General features: G+C 35.5%; 11 protein-coding genes. 5 read left to right on the top strand and 6 right to left on the bottom strand.

Annotated elements, in window-relative coordinates; all coding sequences use genetic code 11:
- Nucleotides 1-9: 9 nt before the first annotated feature.
- From AC4FQX_RS13900 to AC4FQX_RS13875, 6 genes are all read right to left on the bottom strand, one after another.
- Nucleotides 10-7,314, bottom strand: a complete 7,305-nt coding sequence (locus AC4FQX_RS13900) for an RHS repeat-associated core domain-containing protein (RefSeq protein WP_491168320.1) — start codon at nt 7,312-7,314, stop codon at nt 10-12.
- Between the two features lie 143 nt (nt 7,315-7,457).
- A complete protein-coding gene (locus AC4FQX_RS13895; protein WP_491168319.1) occupies nt 7,458-7,931 on the bottom strand; it encodes a T9SS type A sorting domain-containing protein in 474 nt (157 codons plus the stop codon).
- A gap of 395 nt (nt 7,932-8,326) precedes the next feature.
- On the bottom strand, nt 8,327-9,886 hold the full coding sequence (locus AC4FQX_RS13890) for an SGNH/GDSL hydrolase family protein (protein ID WP_491168318.1): 1,560 nt from the start codon (nt 9,884-9,886) through the stop codon (nt 8,327-8,329).
- A gap of 17 nt (nt 9,887-9,903) precedes the next feature.
- Entirely contained in the window at nt 9,904-11,148 is a 1,245-nt protein-coding gene (locus AC4FQX_RS13885; RefSeq protein ID WP_491168317.1) for an OmpP1/FadL family transporter, read from the bottom strand.
- Between the two features lie 282 nt (nt 11,149-11,430).
- Nucleotides 11,431-12,195, bottom strand: coding sequence for an alpha/beta fold hydrolase (locus AC4FQX_RS13880; RefSeq protein ID WP_491168316.1), 765 nt, complete (start codon nt 12,193-12,195; stop codon nt 11,431-11,433).
- A 152-nt stretch (nt 12,196-12,347) separates the two neighbouring features.
- A complete protein-coding gene (locus tag AC4FQX_RS13875; protein WP_491168315.1) occupies nt 12,348-13,061 on the bottom strand; it encodes a pyridoxine 5'-phosphate synthase in 714 nt (237 codons plus the stop codon).
- 133 nt (nt 13,062-13,194) lie between these two features.
- Here AC4FQX_RS13875 and AC4FQX_RS13870 point away from each other — a divergent pair, with 133 nt between their 5' ends.
- From AC4FQX_RS13870 to bamA, 5 genes are all read left to right on the top strand, one after another.
- Nucleotides 13,195-13,854, top strand: coding sequence for a CBS domain-containing protein (locus tag AC4FQX_RS13870; RefSeq protein ID WP_491168314.1), 660 nt, complete (start codon nt 13,195-13,197; stop codon nt 13,852-13,854).
- A 3-nt stretch (nt 13,855-13,857) separates the two neighbouring features.
- The gene (locus AC4FQX_RS13865) at nt 13,858-14,742 is read left to right on the top strand and encodes an NAD kinase (RefSeq protein ID WP_491168313.1); all 885 of its coding nucleotides are present in this window, start codon (nt 13,858-13,860) and stop codon (nt 14,740-14,742) included.
- 178 nt (nt 14,743-14,920) lie between these two features.
- Entirely contained in the window at nt 14,921-15,604 is a 684-nt protein-coding gene (gene porG, locus AC4FQX_RS13860) for a type IX secretion system protein PorG (protein ID WP_491168312.1), read from the top strand.
- A gap of 3 nt (nt 15,605-15,607) precedes the next feature.
- Entirely contained in the window at nt 15,608-16,348 is a 741-nt protein-coding gene (uppS, locus tag AC4FQX_RS13855) for an undecaprenyl pyrophosphate synthase (RefSeq protein ID WP_491168311.1), read from the top strand.
- A complete protein-coding gene (gene bamA, locus AC4FQX_RS13850; RefSeq protein ID WP_491168310.1) occupies nt 16,281-18,896 on the top strand; it encodes an outer membrane protein assembly factor BamA in 2,616 nt (871 codons plus the stop codon). Before uppS ends, bamA begins: the two co-directional genes overlap by 68 nt.
- Nucleotides 18,897-18,900 lie beyond the last annotated feature (4 nt).

The following is an 18,900-nucleotide window of genomic DNA, read 5'->3' as shown; positions in this document are numbered from 1 at the left end:
TGATATGTTTTAAGGTTTCCAAAACCAGTCTAAATGTCCTAATTGATTTGGAGTATGCCCTACAGACGTTCTGAAAGTATTAACTCCTGCATTATTTCCCCAACCTGTTCTAATAAAACCACTATTTAGAGTTCCTTTTGTTCCTGTTGGTAGGAATTTCGGGTGATATCTTCCAAATAGTTTACTTGCATATCCTACACTTTTACTATTAAATAATTTTGCTCCAAAATATTTAGATATAGTTACACTTCCAAGTTTCCCTAATCCTTTAGTTCCAAACACTTCTAAAGCCAAATCCGTTAATCTCATTCCAGCTCCATATGGACCTTTCTCACTAATAGTAAACCCATTACCTCTCAATTCTTCTCCTAATAATCCTCTTGTTGTAGCCATAATCTCTTCACCATCAACAAAAATCCTATCAAAATTATCTCCCGTTCTTTCTACCTCAACTGTTTTATTCTTTGTGTTTATACGGACATTATCATCATTATCATGCATCGCATGATTCAATCCTGAAACCACTAATCCCGTTGCTGCTCCCTGCCAAAAATTACCACCTGTCATAGCAGCTCCTGCTCCTCCGGAAACCGTACCAAAAGCAATTGTACCAAAACTACCATTACCCCAGGAACCTCCTACGCCTTTCCATGTACTTTCATTTGCCATTTTACCTCCGCTCCAGAGACTACTTGTTATACTACTTAAAGAACCACTGGCAAAACCGGTCCAAACATCACCTCCCTGAACTCCACTCATTGCTCCCTGAAATGCTCCATGGGCTAATGTCTGAAAAGTCATTCTGGCGCCCAACTGAGTTATACCTGTAGCAGCGGTCCCTATTCCAAAAGTTACTGTTCCGCTTATAGCTCCCATAATGGACGACTTCATAAAACCTCCTGTTGTAAAAGGAACATCTGCTAACAAAGCCGTCATGGTATACGTTGTAGCTGCTATTGCTGCACTAATTATAACTGCTGCTACAAAACTTTCTCCACTGGGATCGGTATATAGTAACGGATTATTTAACACATAGCTGTACCGATTAAAATTCTGCGTATCAGTAGGGTCTTGTATAAAATTATCCGGTTGCAGGAAACGATGTACTTTAGGATCGTATAAACGACCGTTCATATGGATAATTCCTACACTCTGCAAATGTTCGTGTCCGGTATACCCTCTGTCCAATATTTTTAAATCTCCTACTGAATTTCCCCATGCATCAAAATGTCGTTTTTCTACAACTGCCCCTGCCTGATCGGTAATTGCCAGTATACTGCCCTGATAATCCCGATGCAGATAGTAATAATCATTTTTAGTGCCATCACTTTTTAATATTACGGGAGCACTATAACCGTTGCCACCAATAAAGATAACAAATTCTGTATTTCCTGTAACGATATTATCTTTTATTTCTATACTACCGTCATGTGAATAGTGTTTACGTTGGCTTCGGCGTCCCGGATCGGCTTCGAGTCCGCCATAGAAACTACTGCTACGCTGTCCAAATGGATTGTATTTAAAACTAATCTTATCGACTCCGGTTTCTTCAATTTGTACCGGACTTTTAAAGGCATTATACGTAATATTCAGTTGTCTCAGATCGGTTTTTGGATTGGCAGTTTTTCGAATCTGCACATCATCAAACCATACATTACCATTTCCTATATTATCTAATCTTAACCTCAAACTTTTAATATGCGCAGGAACTGTAACGGTTTGAGTAATATAAACCCATTCATTTTTAACAGTCGTATTAAGATGAGCAACTTGGGTAAAATAACCGGTTTCTCCTTCTTTATACATAAACAAGACTATTTGAGCTGTTGGACTATCACTATACACCCAGCCTGAATAAGTATATTGTGTCGCTACCGAATTATCAATAACTATTGATTCGTCAGACTGAACATAATTTACAGGTCTTGCCGGAGTACTCATTTTTAATGAATATTTTCCGGTTTTTGCCTTGGAAAAATCATAGATAATATCTGCGGAGCTAATCACTCCGGTAGTCCATCCTCCTTGTTCTTCCATACTATCATTAAATAACCCTTCTCTATTGGCATAGTACCCCTCCAGTACTGCCGAGGTTACTAATTCCTTTTGAATCAAAACATCATCAAACCAGACATTACCGTTACCTACATTATCTAAACGAATCTTTAATTTTTTAATATGAGCAGGAACTGTAACCGTTTTAGTGATATATTGCCATTTATTTTTAACAGTTGTATTAACAGACTCAACCTGTGTATAATAACCGATTTCTCCTTCTTTATACATAAATAATATAAGTTGAGCTATAGAATTATCACTATACACCCAGCCTGAAAAAGTATATTGCGTATCTACTTGATTATCAATAGGAACTGATTTGTCTGAAAGCAAATAACATACTGTTACTGTTTGAGGGGTAGTCAATTTTATAGAATAATTACCCGTATGTGTTTTAGTATTATCATATGAAAAGAAATTACCTCCCGGATATCTTGATATGCCCCATCCTGTTCTCTCTTCCATACCGTCCTTAAAAACATCTTCATTATCAGCAAGTTCCGGCACATGGATTATTCCGGTATTCTGATACGCTTTTGCGTTGTTTCCATATTCATAAGTTCCTATACTATTTTGGGTTATTCTTCCTTTCTGATCGTAGAGTTGTTCTTCCTGACGACCATATCTATTAGGATAATAGGTTAATCGGTTCAGATTATCATACTGAAAGGTTTCGGTTTTATTGAATAGGCTGTTGGTTCTGCTGTTGAGTGTTCCTTTTAACGGATTAAAGGAATTGGTCAGCTGCATGACGGTTGCGGAAGTTGCTCCGGTGCGATCGTGTTTCATTGTGGTTACAAAACCATAGGCATCATAGGTATTGGTAATGGCAATTCCATTACCTAATGTGGCTTTTTCGAGTTGTCCCCTGGCATTGGTAACATCTGCCTGCCACAGCATATTATTAGTATCATTATCCAATATTTGCCAGTGATAACCATTCTTATAACTATTTTTAACCCATTTTGAAACGGTTTTGGCATTTCTTAAATTGGTTGCGCCACTATATTCTTTTTCTACTCTGCCAAAGGCATCGTAGGTGTTATTTTTCTGGAAACGGGCAAAAGGGGTTTGTTCTATGGTTTGATTTAAACGTTGATAGGCATCATAACTATACTCGTAGGTGGATGTTTCACCGCTACTTACGGATTGTAACTTCGTTAGTAATTTGGTAGTAGGATGATAGGTATAGGTCATTGCCATATCGGTACCATCGCCTTTAATGGTTTTGCTTATTACTTTTCCTGTTGCATCAAGTACAAAAGTGGTCGTCCCTTTTGGGGTGGTTTCTTTCAACAATTCACCCAGTGCGTTATATTCATAGGCATAGGTTCCTGCGGAAGGATCGGTTAATTTTATCTTTCTGCCCCATTCATCCTGCTCTTGGGTAATAACGGTCTGATCATAAGTCGTGGTTCTCGCAGTTCCATTAGCATAATAGGCATACTTAATAGTTCCACCCGGATCAGTAACGGAAACGACATTCCCCAATGCATCTTTAATGGTTGTATTGATTTTTATACCATCATCAATTGTTGTTGCCAGCTGATTATAGGTTATTTTCGTAACTCTTCCTGTAGCTGCTGTAGATTCTACAGGTCTACCATAAATATCATATTGGGTTGTAGTCCATAAAGAAGGACCGGATCCAAAATAAGGCTCACTTTCCTGTGTTTTTAATCCCAGAAAATCATAAGTTGTATTTTTATAGACCCATTTTCCTTCAACATTTTTCACTCCTGTTTTCTTTACTCTGCCTAATACATCATTTATTACCACACTATTGCTGCCGTCTTCACCTATTTTAGATACTGTATACTCTTTCGATCCTTTTATATAAAGATACTCTGTCTTTTTCCCTAAATAATCTGTTGTTTTTGTCGGTTTACCCCAGTTATCATACGTATTTGCAATAGTTAATCCATAAGCATTTGTAACTCCCAATGCTAAACCGTATAAAGGATGATATCCATTTGTTGTGGTTATTAAACCTTCTGTATCTTTTACTGTTTTCACAAATCGTCCTGTAGGTTCATAAGTATACTCTGTTGTTCTTGGTGTTACTGCGGGTATAGCTCCAGGCACACTTATGGTTTGTTTCTTTATATTCCCATAACCGTCATATTCAAAATCTTCCGTCAGATAGAATGCTTTAGTTGTATTTCCCTTTTTCTCTAATCGGGTCAGATTAGTATTAGTATAGGTGTATTTCTGTTCTGTCGAAAAAGAATCTCCATAAGCAGAGGCAGTAGTAATCACTTTTTGTGGACGTCCTATATAATACGCCATCCCTGCACCTGTAGGGTTATTATCAAAAGTGGTCGTGGTGGTATGTGTTCCCTGCAAAGCTGTTCCCAAAAGATTTTTGGTTACAGTTTGTATTGGTAACTGATAGACCGGATCATATGTATTTGTTGTTTCTGTAATTACATTAGTCATATAATCAGTTACCGTCTGCTTCTCCAACAGAAGAGAATAAATCTTCTTCTGAGTAGATGTTTTAAATAAATTGACTGTACTGTTTATGATCCCTGTCGGATTTCCGGTATTGATAAAAGAAAACTGACTTCCGTTATTAACCAGTTGAGAGTACATTCTTGTTGTAGCGCCTCTTAATAACGGATCATTTTCGGTAACACTCCATATTCTCGGACCGGCGGCATTCTGATACCAGGCACTTCTGCCTGTTTTATTAAAACCTATAGTTCCCAATCCATGCATATTCACTACGAAACCATGATATCTGAAATCCTGGTATTTTATTACTCCGTCTGTTGTATTCTTTAGCTGAGCTACCAGATTATTTGCAGACAGTTTTTTTAATTCAATATTTGGAAATGTAACTGAATTTGATGATGAATAAAACTCACTCAAAGTGCCCTGCCCATTATTCAGGGTAGATGATTCCATTGTTTTATAAGTGATTTCATCCACTATATTTCCTCCTGAAGCCACTACTTTTTTCAATAAACCGTCTTGTAGTACGTCTTTAGTAAAATTAATATAGGTTAACTGGTTATGATGATTTCGAACCATTACCAATTCATTATTGACATCCTGATATTTATAGTTTGAAACTACCGGAACCGGTATATCAGGAGATCCGCTGTCATGGTTACTCGGAGAAGTATAATCCGGCACAAACTTATTCCCTGAAACAGCTGTATTCCCAATATTATTTACAAAAGTAGTTACAACCCAGGTTGTATTATGATCGTTAATAGTCAAATTGGGTTTATAAATTTTTCTCCATACTCTGACTAAATCCGATTTCCCATCACCATTAGTATCCAGAGCATAATAATTACTGAAATGGGTCTGTGTTTTATATGTTCTTTTTGTATCAGGCCAGTATTCAACAATCGTGTGTGATTCTTTAGCAAAGAATTCTCCTCCTGCAGGGTTTGGATTACTGTAATAAATATGCCAGAGCGTTTGTCCAGGTCCTCCTTCTCCATCCGGAATCATAATATCGGTCTTTCCATCTCCATTGAAATCCCCAAATAAGATTTGTTTTGTTTTTGAATACACATCTAATATTCCTTCTCCCAAAAGCTCCAACTCTACCCACGGTGCTTCTGTCAATTGTTTTACACCTACTATTCTATAACTTCCGTCATAAGTATCTATCGCCAATATATCTGATTTTCCATCACCGTTAAAATCTGCTACATATCTTTTTTTTCCTCTTATTAAATCAGAACTTGGAAATATTGAAGCTCCTGGAGCAGGATCAGGCTGAAAAAAATCACCTGAATGTAAACTAGATACATTTGGATTAAGATCTATCCAATAAAATTCGTCACATTCACTTGTTATTGCAAATGGACCTGTCCCACTCTTACAAGTGTTATACATTATTACTTCTGAAATTCCATCTCCATTAAAATCTCCTTCAAGAAAACCTTCTTTTACAGTATCACAAGGCATTATAATTCTAAAACAAGAAAGATGAAATGGGAAACTAAATTTTTTTATATATGAAAGGCTCAAATTACCATTTTGGACATCATAAATATTGAAATTCCCTGTTCCTCCATATTTCACAATAGACTGATATTGATTTAGTTTATTATTTGTTAATGTAGTAGCAATAAAAGTATTTTGACTATCTATAATTATAGGAGAATTAACAGGAACAGAACCACTATTTCCCTGAAATAATTTAGTGAATATATGAGTATCTGTAGTGAAATCCAATTTACCATCTCCATCAAAATCTCCTGAAAGTTCGATACTATTAAAATTCAGATTATTAACATAAGTAATCTGATTCTCCGAACCCTTAATATCTGTTTGCGTTGTATTATATTCAAAAACCACCGGATTTGCAGGCTCTAAAGCTCCATTAAATTCCTGTATCTGTGCTACTCTTTCATATCCCAGTTGTGAATCGACAGTATGAGTAAGTTGATATTTTCTAAATAACTGATTATTTGTTTTTACTTCAATATTATCCAGTAAAACTACTTTCTCATGTTTTATATTTTTTATAAAAGTGGATTCTGTTCTTTTAGCTAATTTGTAATTGAACTTAATACTATTTAACGGTACTAAGCCTTTTGTACTTGCACTAAATTTTATTTCACTAATACATAAAGTTTTCCCTGATGGATTTGTATAATGATACGTACTATAATTCCCATTCGTATCTTCAAAACGAACAATATAATAAGCTGTTAAATCTGTTGCATTTATCCCTCCGTAATTCCCATACCATGCGGTTGAACCATCTGGACTAGTAACTATAAAATAAATTGCTGATCCGACTCCTTTTAATTCTACTTTTGTGTTGGATTGTACTTCTGTCTCATAAACGGATCCGTCAGCCCAATAAATACCTGATTTAAGAATTAACCGCTGACCATCTAATGCCAGCATATCATTATTATCAAAATCAACTCCATCCACAAAACCATCTATATCTTTTCTACTTGCCATTCTACTAATATTAGAAATGGAATTCACACCCCATCCCTGACCAGCAATTCCTCCTAATTGTCCACTAGCATAGGTCAGGTTAATGACTGGACCAACCTCTTTTAAACTAGGTGGCATAACTATCGGTAAAGTATAAACAGCCTGACCGGAGCCAGATATTTCTAATTTACCTTGTGTATCATGATAATTCTGAGAAAATAAAACCGATGTGAAAAATAAGATAAAAAATAAAACGGGATATTTTATAATGCTATAATTGCTATTCTTATGCTGTTCCTGACCAAAAAGTACAGGTATAAAGTAATGTTGTTTCATGCGTGTTAGTTATTGGTATTTGGTTGGTAGAGGTTTTGTTTAAAGTTGCAGAGGTTCAAAGTTGCAAAGTTCGTTAACGGAGCCCGGCAAATGTAAACTGAACACTGAGACTGTGAACTGAGTACTGTAAACTGAAAACTAAATTACTTCTTGATAATATAGATCACTTTCTTTTTGCCGTCCCGATAGTGTAATTGTACGTGATAGGTACCTATGGGCACAGTGTTAAACGGAATGGTCAATGTTTCTTTTTTTGAAAGATTGGTAAAGGAACGGATGATCTGCCCTCTTGTGGTAAATACGTCTATAGTATGAATAACGGCATTGGGGGTATTTTCCCAATTCATATAAAGTTCTTCTCTGGTGGGATTAGGATAATAGTTAACTACGGCTGATTCTTTTTCTGTAAAATCATTAAGCCCTTCTTCTTCTGTGTCAACAACTGAGTCCTCTAATTCCTCTAATTCTTCAAAATCGGGTAACATTCTGCAATTAATACAAATCAGTTCTCGTTTGATCTGATTTCCGGCAGCATCGTAACTGAATGATAATTTCTTCTGAGCGAAACCTGATATCGAAAAGAACAGGAAGCTAAAAAACAGTAGTGTGTTTTTCATATTATACTTTTTTCTAAGTAAAAATTTTCTTAAAAAACAAACATAGGAATTTATAAACAATACCCTATATGTTTTCGATGTTTTTTTTATAAAAAAACATTCTTTTTTCTATACTTATTTTACAAAAACAACACAAAAAACAAACAAGTATGCTTAAAAAACACGTTTTTGTTACGTAATTATCTAATAATAAATTATAGATTTAAGTCTAATTATGGAGATCAAAAAACAACACCAGGAGCAAACTAGGAGTTTAGTTCTCAGGGAAGTAAAAGTTTTCAGTACTCAGTCTCAATATACAGTTTACAGTCGCTCTGCTAACTTTAAACCTTAAAACAAAAAAAACAGGCTATCCCAAAGCAGAACAGCCTGTTTTAATATTAAAAACGGGTTAGTTAGTTTTTTGCCAAAATTGTTGCTCCTGGATATCCTGAGGCACTTACCTGAGGAATCTTTGCATTGAAATGTTTATTGATCACTTTAATAATTTCATTAGAAATTACGGCATATCCTCTTGCATTAGGATGTACGCCATCTAAAGAGAATAAAACTGTACTTACTTTATCTCCACTAAAATAATCACTGGTATAGATTTGACCATCTGCTTCTCTCAGCCCGGTTACTAACTGTGTCATAATAGCATTCATATCCGCTACAGCAAGATTTTTAGAAGCAGCCACAGATTTAATGACATTATTAAATGCTGTAGTAGCATCTTTTGCGATTTGTATCTCACTTGGTATTAAAATATGTTGGTCTTGTAAAGGATACGCAATACCATATGCATTTAATGGTGCCGGCACTCCTACCGGAGCTGTACCGATTACTCCTTTTGTGGTTAATAAAACCAGATCAGAAGTGGTTGCTTGTCTTGCCTGGCCGTATGTTGCTCCTAAAAAGGCTGCTAATGGAGCCAACTGCGGATTCCCTGATGCGATGGAAGAAATCTGAGCACCAAGATCTGTTAAACTTTCATCTTTAATTAAAAGAGGATTGGCTGCTGTTGCGGATAATAAATTAATTCTGTCTCCCTGTCCCAGTGCTGTAAGAATCTGTTTTAAAGGACCATATAACTGAGCATTTAAAGCCTGAACTGTTGCTACTCCGACAGCAGGATTACCTTTCCCTAATACAGTTACTGTTAAAGGGTTATAAGGCACTGTGGTAAAGAACGGAATTGTGGTAACATCCGGAATTGTAGCTACTACTCCTTTTGCTCCTTTTGAGGTTAATGTATTAATAATTCCTGTATAAGAAGCTTCAAAAATAGATAAAGGTGTAATATCCGCAGCTCCTGTACCTTCTGTTGTACTAACGCCTCCGGCGGTAGCATAACCTAATACATCATTATTACCAATCCAGTTGGTAAAGAAAGTTGGATCTTTAGTCATTGCGTCTGCTATAACGGTTGCAGATGGTGTTGTAGCATGACGTACAAAGTATGGGTTTGCTGTACCGGTTGCAACACCTGCTATATTACCATAATTAGGCAACATCAAATGAAATGATTTTGCCCCCGGAATACCCATATTATTATAGGCTGTAGTTTGAAGTTTTGAAACATCAATTGTAGGGGTTCCTTTTAAATTCTGTGGTCCGTTTACTGTAGGATCAAGATTAATAATTAATCGGGTAGCACCTATCTGAGTACCACCTAAAACCAATCCACCGAGATTATTAACATCGTCTGCATAGGAAGGTTGTGTAAATTCTCCACCGCCTACTACTGCAAACTGCTTTGCAAGAGTATTCGGGAAGGAATAAGACTGACCTGTTCTGGAAACGGTTCCGTCCATATAACCGGAGGTAAGTGAATTTCCTATAGCTACATAGGATGAGAAATCAGCATCACCTGCGGTGTAAGTTCCGCCGTCTTCTACCGGATGATCAAATTCGGGATCACATGCTGTAAAACTGATTGCTAAAAGTGCTAAATATATAAATTTATTTTTCATCTTTCTTTTTATTAAAATTAGAAACTATAGGTTAAACCAAGACCCGGAGAAAATACTTTTGATTTATAGGTTCCGCCAAATGTAACAGCATGACCGTCTTCAATAAAATGGTCATAGGAATTATCCACTTCATCAAAATGCAAGTAAAGGAATGAGAAATCAACTCCTAATTTTTTAGTGATCTGATAGGTTAATCCTCCTGTAAAGCCCATAGAACTGTTTCTTGGTGTTTCTGGTGCAAAATAACCATCTTGTACGGGACTCTGATCTACATACCAACCTGCTCTAATTGTGAATTTCTCGTTTGCTTTATACTGAGCACCTAATCTGTAGGCATCAGAATCTTTATAGTTTCTCGGGTTATAAGAGGTAGGAACACTATTTTCAAAATGAACAACTAATGCATCGTATACTTTCCATTGTGTTCTGTTATAATCGGCAGCAAGTAACAGTCTGTCTGTAACCTGATAGGATATCCCTACAGAAATTTCTGCGGGTAATGGAAAATCGGCATCAAATTTAGTATCTGTGAATGTTCCCTGAAGAAAGGTAGGAATATTCTGGAATGTTGCTTTTTCTCCTCTTGCTTGTACTGTAATTTCTGAGCGATAATTAAATCCCATACGGATTTTTTCAGTAGGATTAAACATAAAGCCCAGTGTATATCCCCAAGCAGATACACCTTTGGCATCTATGGTTACATTGGAGCGATTACCTGCTTCATCTGTTAAACTTCTGGAAAGATTTCTATTTAGATTAGCACTACCATTTACATAGATAGGACCTCCTCCGATACTGAATTTCTCATTTACTTTGATCGATACTGTCGGTTGTATATAAAATGCTTCTAACTTAATATTATTAACAAGATGAGAACCCTGCCAGTCTTTATCCCATTTTACAGTACTACCATAAGGTGTGTATACTGCTAGACCAACGGAAAGCCAGTCTGTAACTCTGTAGGCTGCATAAGCGGTGAACGGGGTACCTGTATTATCGGTACTAGCCCTCCAGCCATAAGTTTCATTCTGAAATTTTGTTTTTGCAACTAATAAATTCCCTCCTACTGAGAAATTAAACTTGTCTTCTAAGAAAGCCATCCCTGCAGGGTTAAAAAACAGAACTTCGGCACTATTTACTACGGCTACACCGGTATGTCCCATTGCCAGTTGTTTCTGACCTTGTAAACTTACACGGTATCCTCCTGCAAATACGATCGAAGTCGCAAATGTCATTAGTGTTAATGATAACAGTTTTCTCATAACCTTAAATTTTGTTTGTTTGTTTATTGAAATCAAAAAATAGATTTTTCAAATGTAAAACAAAATATGAATTTTACAATAATTTTAACGAATTTATTATGCACTCATACTATTTTTCTTGAATTTACTATGCATGCATAATAAATACCGTATAAAAATGAGAATAAAAAAATTAAGGTATTCTTGGTTTTAAAGTCATAAAACCAAGAATACCTTAAAAAACAGATTTAAGAAATGAGAATAATTATCAAGAACAACAGGGTCCTTTTATTTCATTATTGTTTATTTTTTCAGAAAATCGACTACGGAATCAAAAAAGTCTTTTGGGTTCTCTGCGTGTAGCCAATGTCCTGCATTACTGATTGTTTTTATTTCTGAATTTGGGAAATGATGTCGAATTATTTTAGTATCGGTGTCTTTTATATAATCTGATTTCTCTCCTCTGAGAAACAATGTTTCTTTTATACAAACGGCACTTTCGGGTAAAGCGGCTCCTATTGTATCCGGATTCTGAAGAAAAACTTTCAGATTAAATCGAAAAGCGAGTTGTCCGGGTGTTTCCCAGTACAGACTTTTCATTAGAAACTGACGGGTTCCAAAATCAGTTATATAGTTTTTAAGTATCGCTTCTACATCGCTACGTCCGGGTTTTTTTGTAAAATCTACAGCACTCAAACCAGCTAAAATATCCTGATGATGGGGAGCGTAATATTTTGGGCCAATATCGGCTACTATTAGCTTATTTATCTTTTCAGGATAGGAAACGGCAAAAAACATGGCAACCTTCCCTCCCATTGAATGCCCTATTATATTTATGGTGTCTAAATGGTTCTGTTCGCAATATTCGAGAACATCGGCAACCATAACGTCATAATTGAAAACATCGGAATGAAAACTGTGTCCGTGGTTTCTCATGTCCAATATATGAACCTGATATCCTTGTTCTGCAAACTGTCCTCCTAATGTTTTCCAGTTATCGGACATTCCGAGAAAACCATGCAAAATCAACAAAGGTTCTCCTTCTCCTTCTATTCTTGAATATAACATATTTTTTGTTTAAGGTTTAAAGTTTAAGGTTGCAAAGGTTCAAAGTTACGAAACCGGATATTTTTAACCGCTAAGAACGCAAAGTATTACGCAAGGGTCGCAAAGGGTTAGCACTTTTTACAAAAAACATTTTACATCTCACAAACTATCAACTATTTCAGCTTCTGAAGATACATATTAACTACATTTTCTAATCCTAAATACAGGGATTCTGCTATTAATGCGTGTCCTATGGATACTTCGAGCAGACCGGGTATGTTTTCTTTAAAGAATTTTATATTTTCCAAACTCAGATCGTGACCGGCATTGATTCCCAGATTTAATTGGTTTGCCTGTTTTGCGACTTCTATATAAGGTAGTATTCCTTTTTGATTTCCTAAACCGTATTCATGGGCAAATGATTCTGTATACAACTCAATTCTTTCGGCTCCTGTTTCTTTAGCTCCGTCAATCATCGCCGGAACGGGATCTACGAAAATGGAGGTTCTGATCCCGTTATGCTGAAATTCCCGGATTACTTCCTGCAAAAAGGATTTGTGCTTTATGGTATCCCATCCTGCATTAGAGGTAATGGCATCTTCTGCATCGGGAACGAGTGTTACTTGTGTCGGCTTTACTTCAAGCACCAGATCAATAAAACTTTTTACGGGATTTCCTTCGATATTATATTCTGTATAAACAACGGATTTCAGATCACGGGCATCCTGATAACGAATATGTCTTTCGTCTGGTCTTGGGTGAATGGTTATTCCTTGTCCGCCAAATTCCTGAATATCTTGTGCTACTTTAATCAGATTGGGAACATTTCCGCCACGAGAATTTCGAAGTGTAGCAATTTTATTAATATTTACGCTTAACTTTGTCATTATTATTGTTTTATTTTTATCGGATTTAGAATCTAAAGTAACACTTTATTAATGATTACAAAAATACGAAGTTAAACAAGGTGTATTGTTCTAAATTTTGATTATTTTGCAATCGATTATCTATAAATTAATTATGATAGACATTACAGCACTTATCAATAACGATTTTAGTCCGTTTGACAGTCACGACACAATCGGAACGGTTCAGGATTTCTTCAACCAGACTACTTTTTCTCACTTTCCGGTAATTGAACAGAATGTTTATCTGGGATGTATTGATTCTGAAGATGCTGAAACATTTGAATCTGAAAAAACAATCATTGATTACCGTTATACTCTGGAAAGTTTTTTTGTAAGGGAGGATGCGTTATGGCTTGATGTCCTGGAATATTTTGCAAGAAATCAGACGAATATCATGCCGATATTAAGCAAGGACAATGTATATCTTGGATATTACGAGGTTATTGATATTATAAAACTATTTAATGAAACTCCTTTCCTGAAAGAACAGGGCGCTATCTTAATCGTAGAAAAAGAAACAAACGGATACTCTATAAGCCAGATCGTTCAGATTGTGGAAAGCAATAATAATACGTTGCTGGGACTGTTCATTTCTGACAGTAATCCTGAAAAAACGCGAATTACTCTGAAAATAAATCTGGGGAATATTAATGAAATTATCCAGACTTTCAGAAGGTTTAATTATGAGATCGTCTCTGAACATCAGGAAGATTCTTATATCCAGAGCCTGAAAGACCGTTCGGATTACCTTGATAAATATTTAAATATTTAATATATGAAAGTCGCTGTTTACGGACAATACTACCAGCAGAGTACAGAAGAGATCATTTATGAGATTCTTCGTATATTAAATAAAAATAAAATAGAAATAGTCCTGGAAAAAAACTACTCTGACCTACTATTGGAAAGAAACATAGGGGTCAGTGAATACTCTACTTTTGAATCTTATAGGGAATTAAACGATTCTTTTGATATTCTGATCAGTATCGGGGGGGACGGAACTATTTTAAGGGCTGCTACTTTTGTAAGGGATTCCGGGATACCGATATTAGGAATCAATGCCGGAAGACTGGGCTTTTTGGCTAAGATTCAGAAGGAAAACATAGAACAATTTTTAAATTTCGTTTTTGAGAAAAAATATTCTGTTTCACCCAGAACTCTTTTAAGCCTGGAATGTAATCCTGAAAATGCGGATATTGAAGAAATCAATTTCGCCATGAATGAGGTAACGGTCAACAGAAAGGATACTACTGCCATGATTACTATAGAAACGTATTTAAATGGTGAATATCTAAATTCTTACTGGGCTGACGGACTAATCATTTCTACTCCGACAGGCTCAACGGGTTATTCTTTAAGTTGTGGCGGTCCTCTTTTAATGCCTGATGTGGAAAGTCTTGTTATTACGCCTATTGCACCACATAATTTAAACGCAAGACCTTTAGTGATACCGGACAATACTAAAATTACATTAAAAGTTTCGGGACGGGAATCACAATATTTGGTCTCTCTGGATTCCAGAATTACTTTTATGGATAATGAAACTATATTGACTGTACAAAAAACACCTTTTAAGATCAATATGATCGAATTTCCTGAAGAAGACTTTTTAAAAACGATCCGAAAAAAATTACTTTGGGGGGAGGATAAAAGAAACTAAATGGATATTTAACCATTAATTCATACTATAAATTAGATAAATCACGTTTAAAATGGTTGTATAAGTTTGTCTTTTTATAAATTATTTTATTTTATTTTTAAAAAAACTCTCAAATTTAGAAACCAGTCGATTAATTGGCAATACATTATTATTATATTTGCACACTATTTTTAAATAAATGAATAGAATCTTACTTTCTTTTGTCTGTCTTTTTTCACTAATTAGTGTACAAGCTCAAATCCATGAGTTTGGTGTCTTTCTTGGGGGAAGCAATTATATAGGTGACATAGGACCTACTACTTATATTGCACCTAACAGAGGTGCTTTTGGTGTTTTGTACAAATGGAACAAAAGTCCGAGACATGCTTTCCGATTCTCTTATACGCAGAGTAAAATCTCTGCTACGGACAGAAAGTCAGATATGCCTGCCAGAAAACAAAGGGGTTATGATTTTGAAAATAACATAAAAGAAGTATCTTTAGGTCTCGAATTTAATTTTTTTGAATTTAATTTGCATGAATCAGGATTTGTTACTACTCCTTATATATACTCGGGACTGAGTTATGTTATGTATGATGAGCTATATATAGTAAACGGAGAGACTCGAAAGGACGGAAATAAAAGTTCTTTAGCAATACCTATAACACTGGGAATAAAGACAAGACTGACCGAAAACTTCGTTCTTGGTCTTGAAGTAGGTGCGAGATATACATTCACAGATAACCTGGACGGAAGTAATCCGGGTGGTGAAGCCTATCAACATTTAAAATTCGGAAACATTAACAATGAGGACTGGTATGTTTTTACAGGGCTAACCCTTACTTATACCTTTGGAAATAAACCTTGCTATTGCCGTGAGTAAAGAATGGATTTAATAAACAATATAAATAAAGAAAATTTGCCGAAACACCTTGCTATTATTATGGATGGTAATGGCAGATGGGCAAAACAAAAAGGATTCCTGAGAACTTTGGGACATGAAAGTGGCACAAAAGCAGTTAGAGAAGTCGTGGAAACAAGCGCAAAACTGGGTATTGAAAACCTAACTCTTTATGCTTTTTCAACTGAAAACTGGAACAGACCTAAACTGGAGGTGGACACTTTAATGAAGCTACTTGTTAGTTCTTTAAAGAATGAACTTCCTCTGCTTCAAAAGAACAATATCCGACTCAACTCTATCGGTAATTTAAATCAGCTTCCTAAATCTGCACAGAAAGAACTTCTGGACGTTATTGCCAAGACAAAAGAAAATTCAAGAATGACACTGACACTGGCGTTAAGCTATGGGTCCAGGGAAGAATTGATCAGTGTGGTTAAAAGCATAAGCAGTAAAGTTAAAAATAATATAATTTCAACAGACGATATTGACGAATCAATTATTAATCAGCATCTTTACACGCAAAATTTACCAGATGTAGATTTATTAATCAGAACCAGTGGTGAATACCGTATAAGTAACTTCCTGCTATGGCAGATTGCCTATGCAGAACTGTACTTTACGGACGTACTGTGGCCTGATTTCAGAGAAAAAGATTTATATGAGGCCATCATCAGTTATCAAAAAAGAGAACGCAGATTTGGAAAAACAAGTGAACAAATTAAATAAATTTTTAATGTTAGATAAAAGCATTAAACTATTCTTAACGGTTTTAGTTTTAGGAAATATTTTTCAGGTAAGTGCTCAAAAAAGTACGGATTTTGATAGAGGACAACAGTATGTGTTAGCCGGTGTAGATGTAATTGGTAAAGTAAGTTATAATCAACAGACCATTGTTACGTTTGCAGGACTTGAAAAAGGACAGAAAATCACTGTACCGGGTGAAGAGATAAGTAACGCCATTAAAAAATTATGGAAACTTGGTCTTTTTAATGATATTAACTTTTATGTAAACCGTGTTTCTGGAGACAGTATTTATCTTGATCTGAACATTTCTGAATTGCCGAAACTGAAAGAGGTTAAAATTCAAGGAGTTAAAAAATCCAAAAAAGAGGGTCTGATTAAAGATAACGGACTTACTAAGGGTAAGATTGTAAATGAAAACCTTATTACTACTACAAAAAATTATATTGAAAATAAATACAAAAAAGACGGATTCTACAATACTAAAGTTGCTATTAACACTATTCTTGACACTATAAAAGGTAATGAGGTAAATATGGTGATTAATATCGATAAAGGTGATAAAGTTAAAGTTAGTGCAATCACTTTTGAAGGTAATGAAATGCTGAGCGATAAAAAGCTCAGAAAAGCAATGAAAAACACGAAACGGAAAAGTATTAGCCCTTTGCGTATTTTCAAAGCTTCAAAGTATATTAAAGATAAATACAAAGAAGATCTTGTAAATATTGTAGACAAATATAAGGAAAGAGGTTATCGTGATGCGCGTATTGTATCGGATTCAATAGCGTATAACAAGGAAAAGAATACTGTAGCAATTAAGATTAACCTTGAAGAAGGGGAAAAATACTATTTTGGAGATTTCAAATTCTTAGGGAATTCTGTTTATACGAATCAACAACTCAGCCGTGTTTTAGGACTTAAAAAAGGGGATGTTTATAATGGTCTTTTACTTCAGAAAAGAATTTCGGATCAGACGCGACCGGATGGGGAAGATATTACCAACTTATATCAGAACAATGGATATTTATTCTCAAATATCAATGCTGTTGAAGTAAAAACAGCAAATGATACTATTGATTTCGAAATCCGAATTGTTGAGGGACCAATGGCTTATTTCAATAAAATATCTGTGGTGGGTAACGACAAAACGAATGATCCTGTTATTTATCGTGAATTACGTACAAAACCGGGACAAAAATGGAGTAAAGAAGATGTTGTAAGAACAATTAGAGAGATCGGTGCTTTAGGATTCTTTGATCCGGAGGCAATCCGACCGGATATAAAACCAAATCCTAATGACGGTACGGTGGATGTTGAATACCATTTAGTTGAAAAAGGAGCTAGTCAGGTGGAACTACAAGGAGGTTACGGTGGCGGTGGATTCATCGGTACGCTGGGGCTTTCTTTCAACAACTTCTCTGTCAAAAATATGTTCAAGAAAGAGGCTTACAAACCTCTTCCAATGGGCGATGGTCAGAAACTGGCACTAAGATTACAAGGAAGCACCTATTTCAGAACTTATAGTCTTTCTTTCTCTGAACCTTGGTTTGGTGGTAAAAAACCAGTACAGTTCTCTACATCGATATCACACAGTAAGCAGTTCTTATATAACTATTCAAACAGGGATGTTGACAGAACCAGAAGTTTTAATATTACTTCTCTTTCTGTAGGATTAGCAAAAAGGCTGAATGTACCGGATGATTATTTTGTATTCTCACAGGCAATAAGTTTTCAGTACTATGATCTGAAAAATTATAATACAGGACTATTCACTTTTGGTAATGGTAGTTCAAAAAACTTAGCGTATACTATTGGTCTTAGCAGAAATAACAAAGGGGTAAATCCTATTTTCCCTACTTATGGATCGGAATTCAGTATTAGTGCTAAACTAACTTTCCCATATTCTTTGTTCAACAATGTGGATTATGCGGATCTGAAAAATCAGAAAGAATATCAGAATGCAGATGGTACTCCTAATCAGGCAAAAATTGACCAAAAGAAATACAACTGGTTAGAATATTATAAAATTAAATTTAAAGCAGACTGGTATACTACTATCTATGATAAATTAGTATTACGTACTCTGGGAGAATTTGGTTTCTTAGGGGCTTACAATCATGATAGAGGGTTAGTTCCTTTTGAAAGATTCTTTGTGGGTGGTGACGGATTAGCGAATTATGCGCTGGATGGGCGTGAAATCATCCAGTTAAGAGGTTACCCTAATCAGTCTTTATCTTCTACGGATGGTGGAACTATATATAATAAATTCACACTGGAGTTAAGATACCCTATTACTTTAAAAGCTGCTGCTTCTATCTATGCCCTAACCTTCTTTGAAGCGGGTAATTCTTATGATACTTTTAAAGAGTTTGATCCATTTACTTTAAAAAGATCTGCCGGATTCGGACTAAGAGTATTTATGCCGGCCTTTGGTCTTTTAGGTATTGATTTCGGACATGGTTTTGATGCTATTCCGGGAACAACGCAAAAGAACGGGTGGGAAACTCACTTTATTATCGGACAACAATTTTAAAAAC

It is taken from the genome of Flavobacterium sp. AK-301 (assembly GCF_058310215.1).
This window is presented reverse-complemented; position numbering and strand designations above follow the sequence as displayed.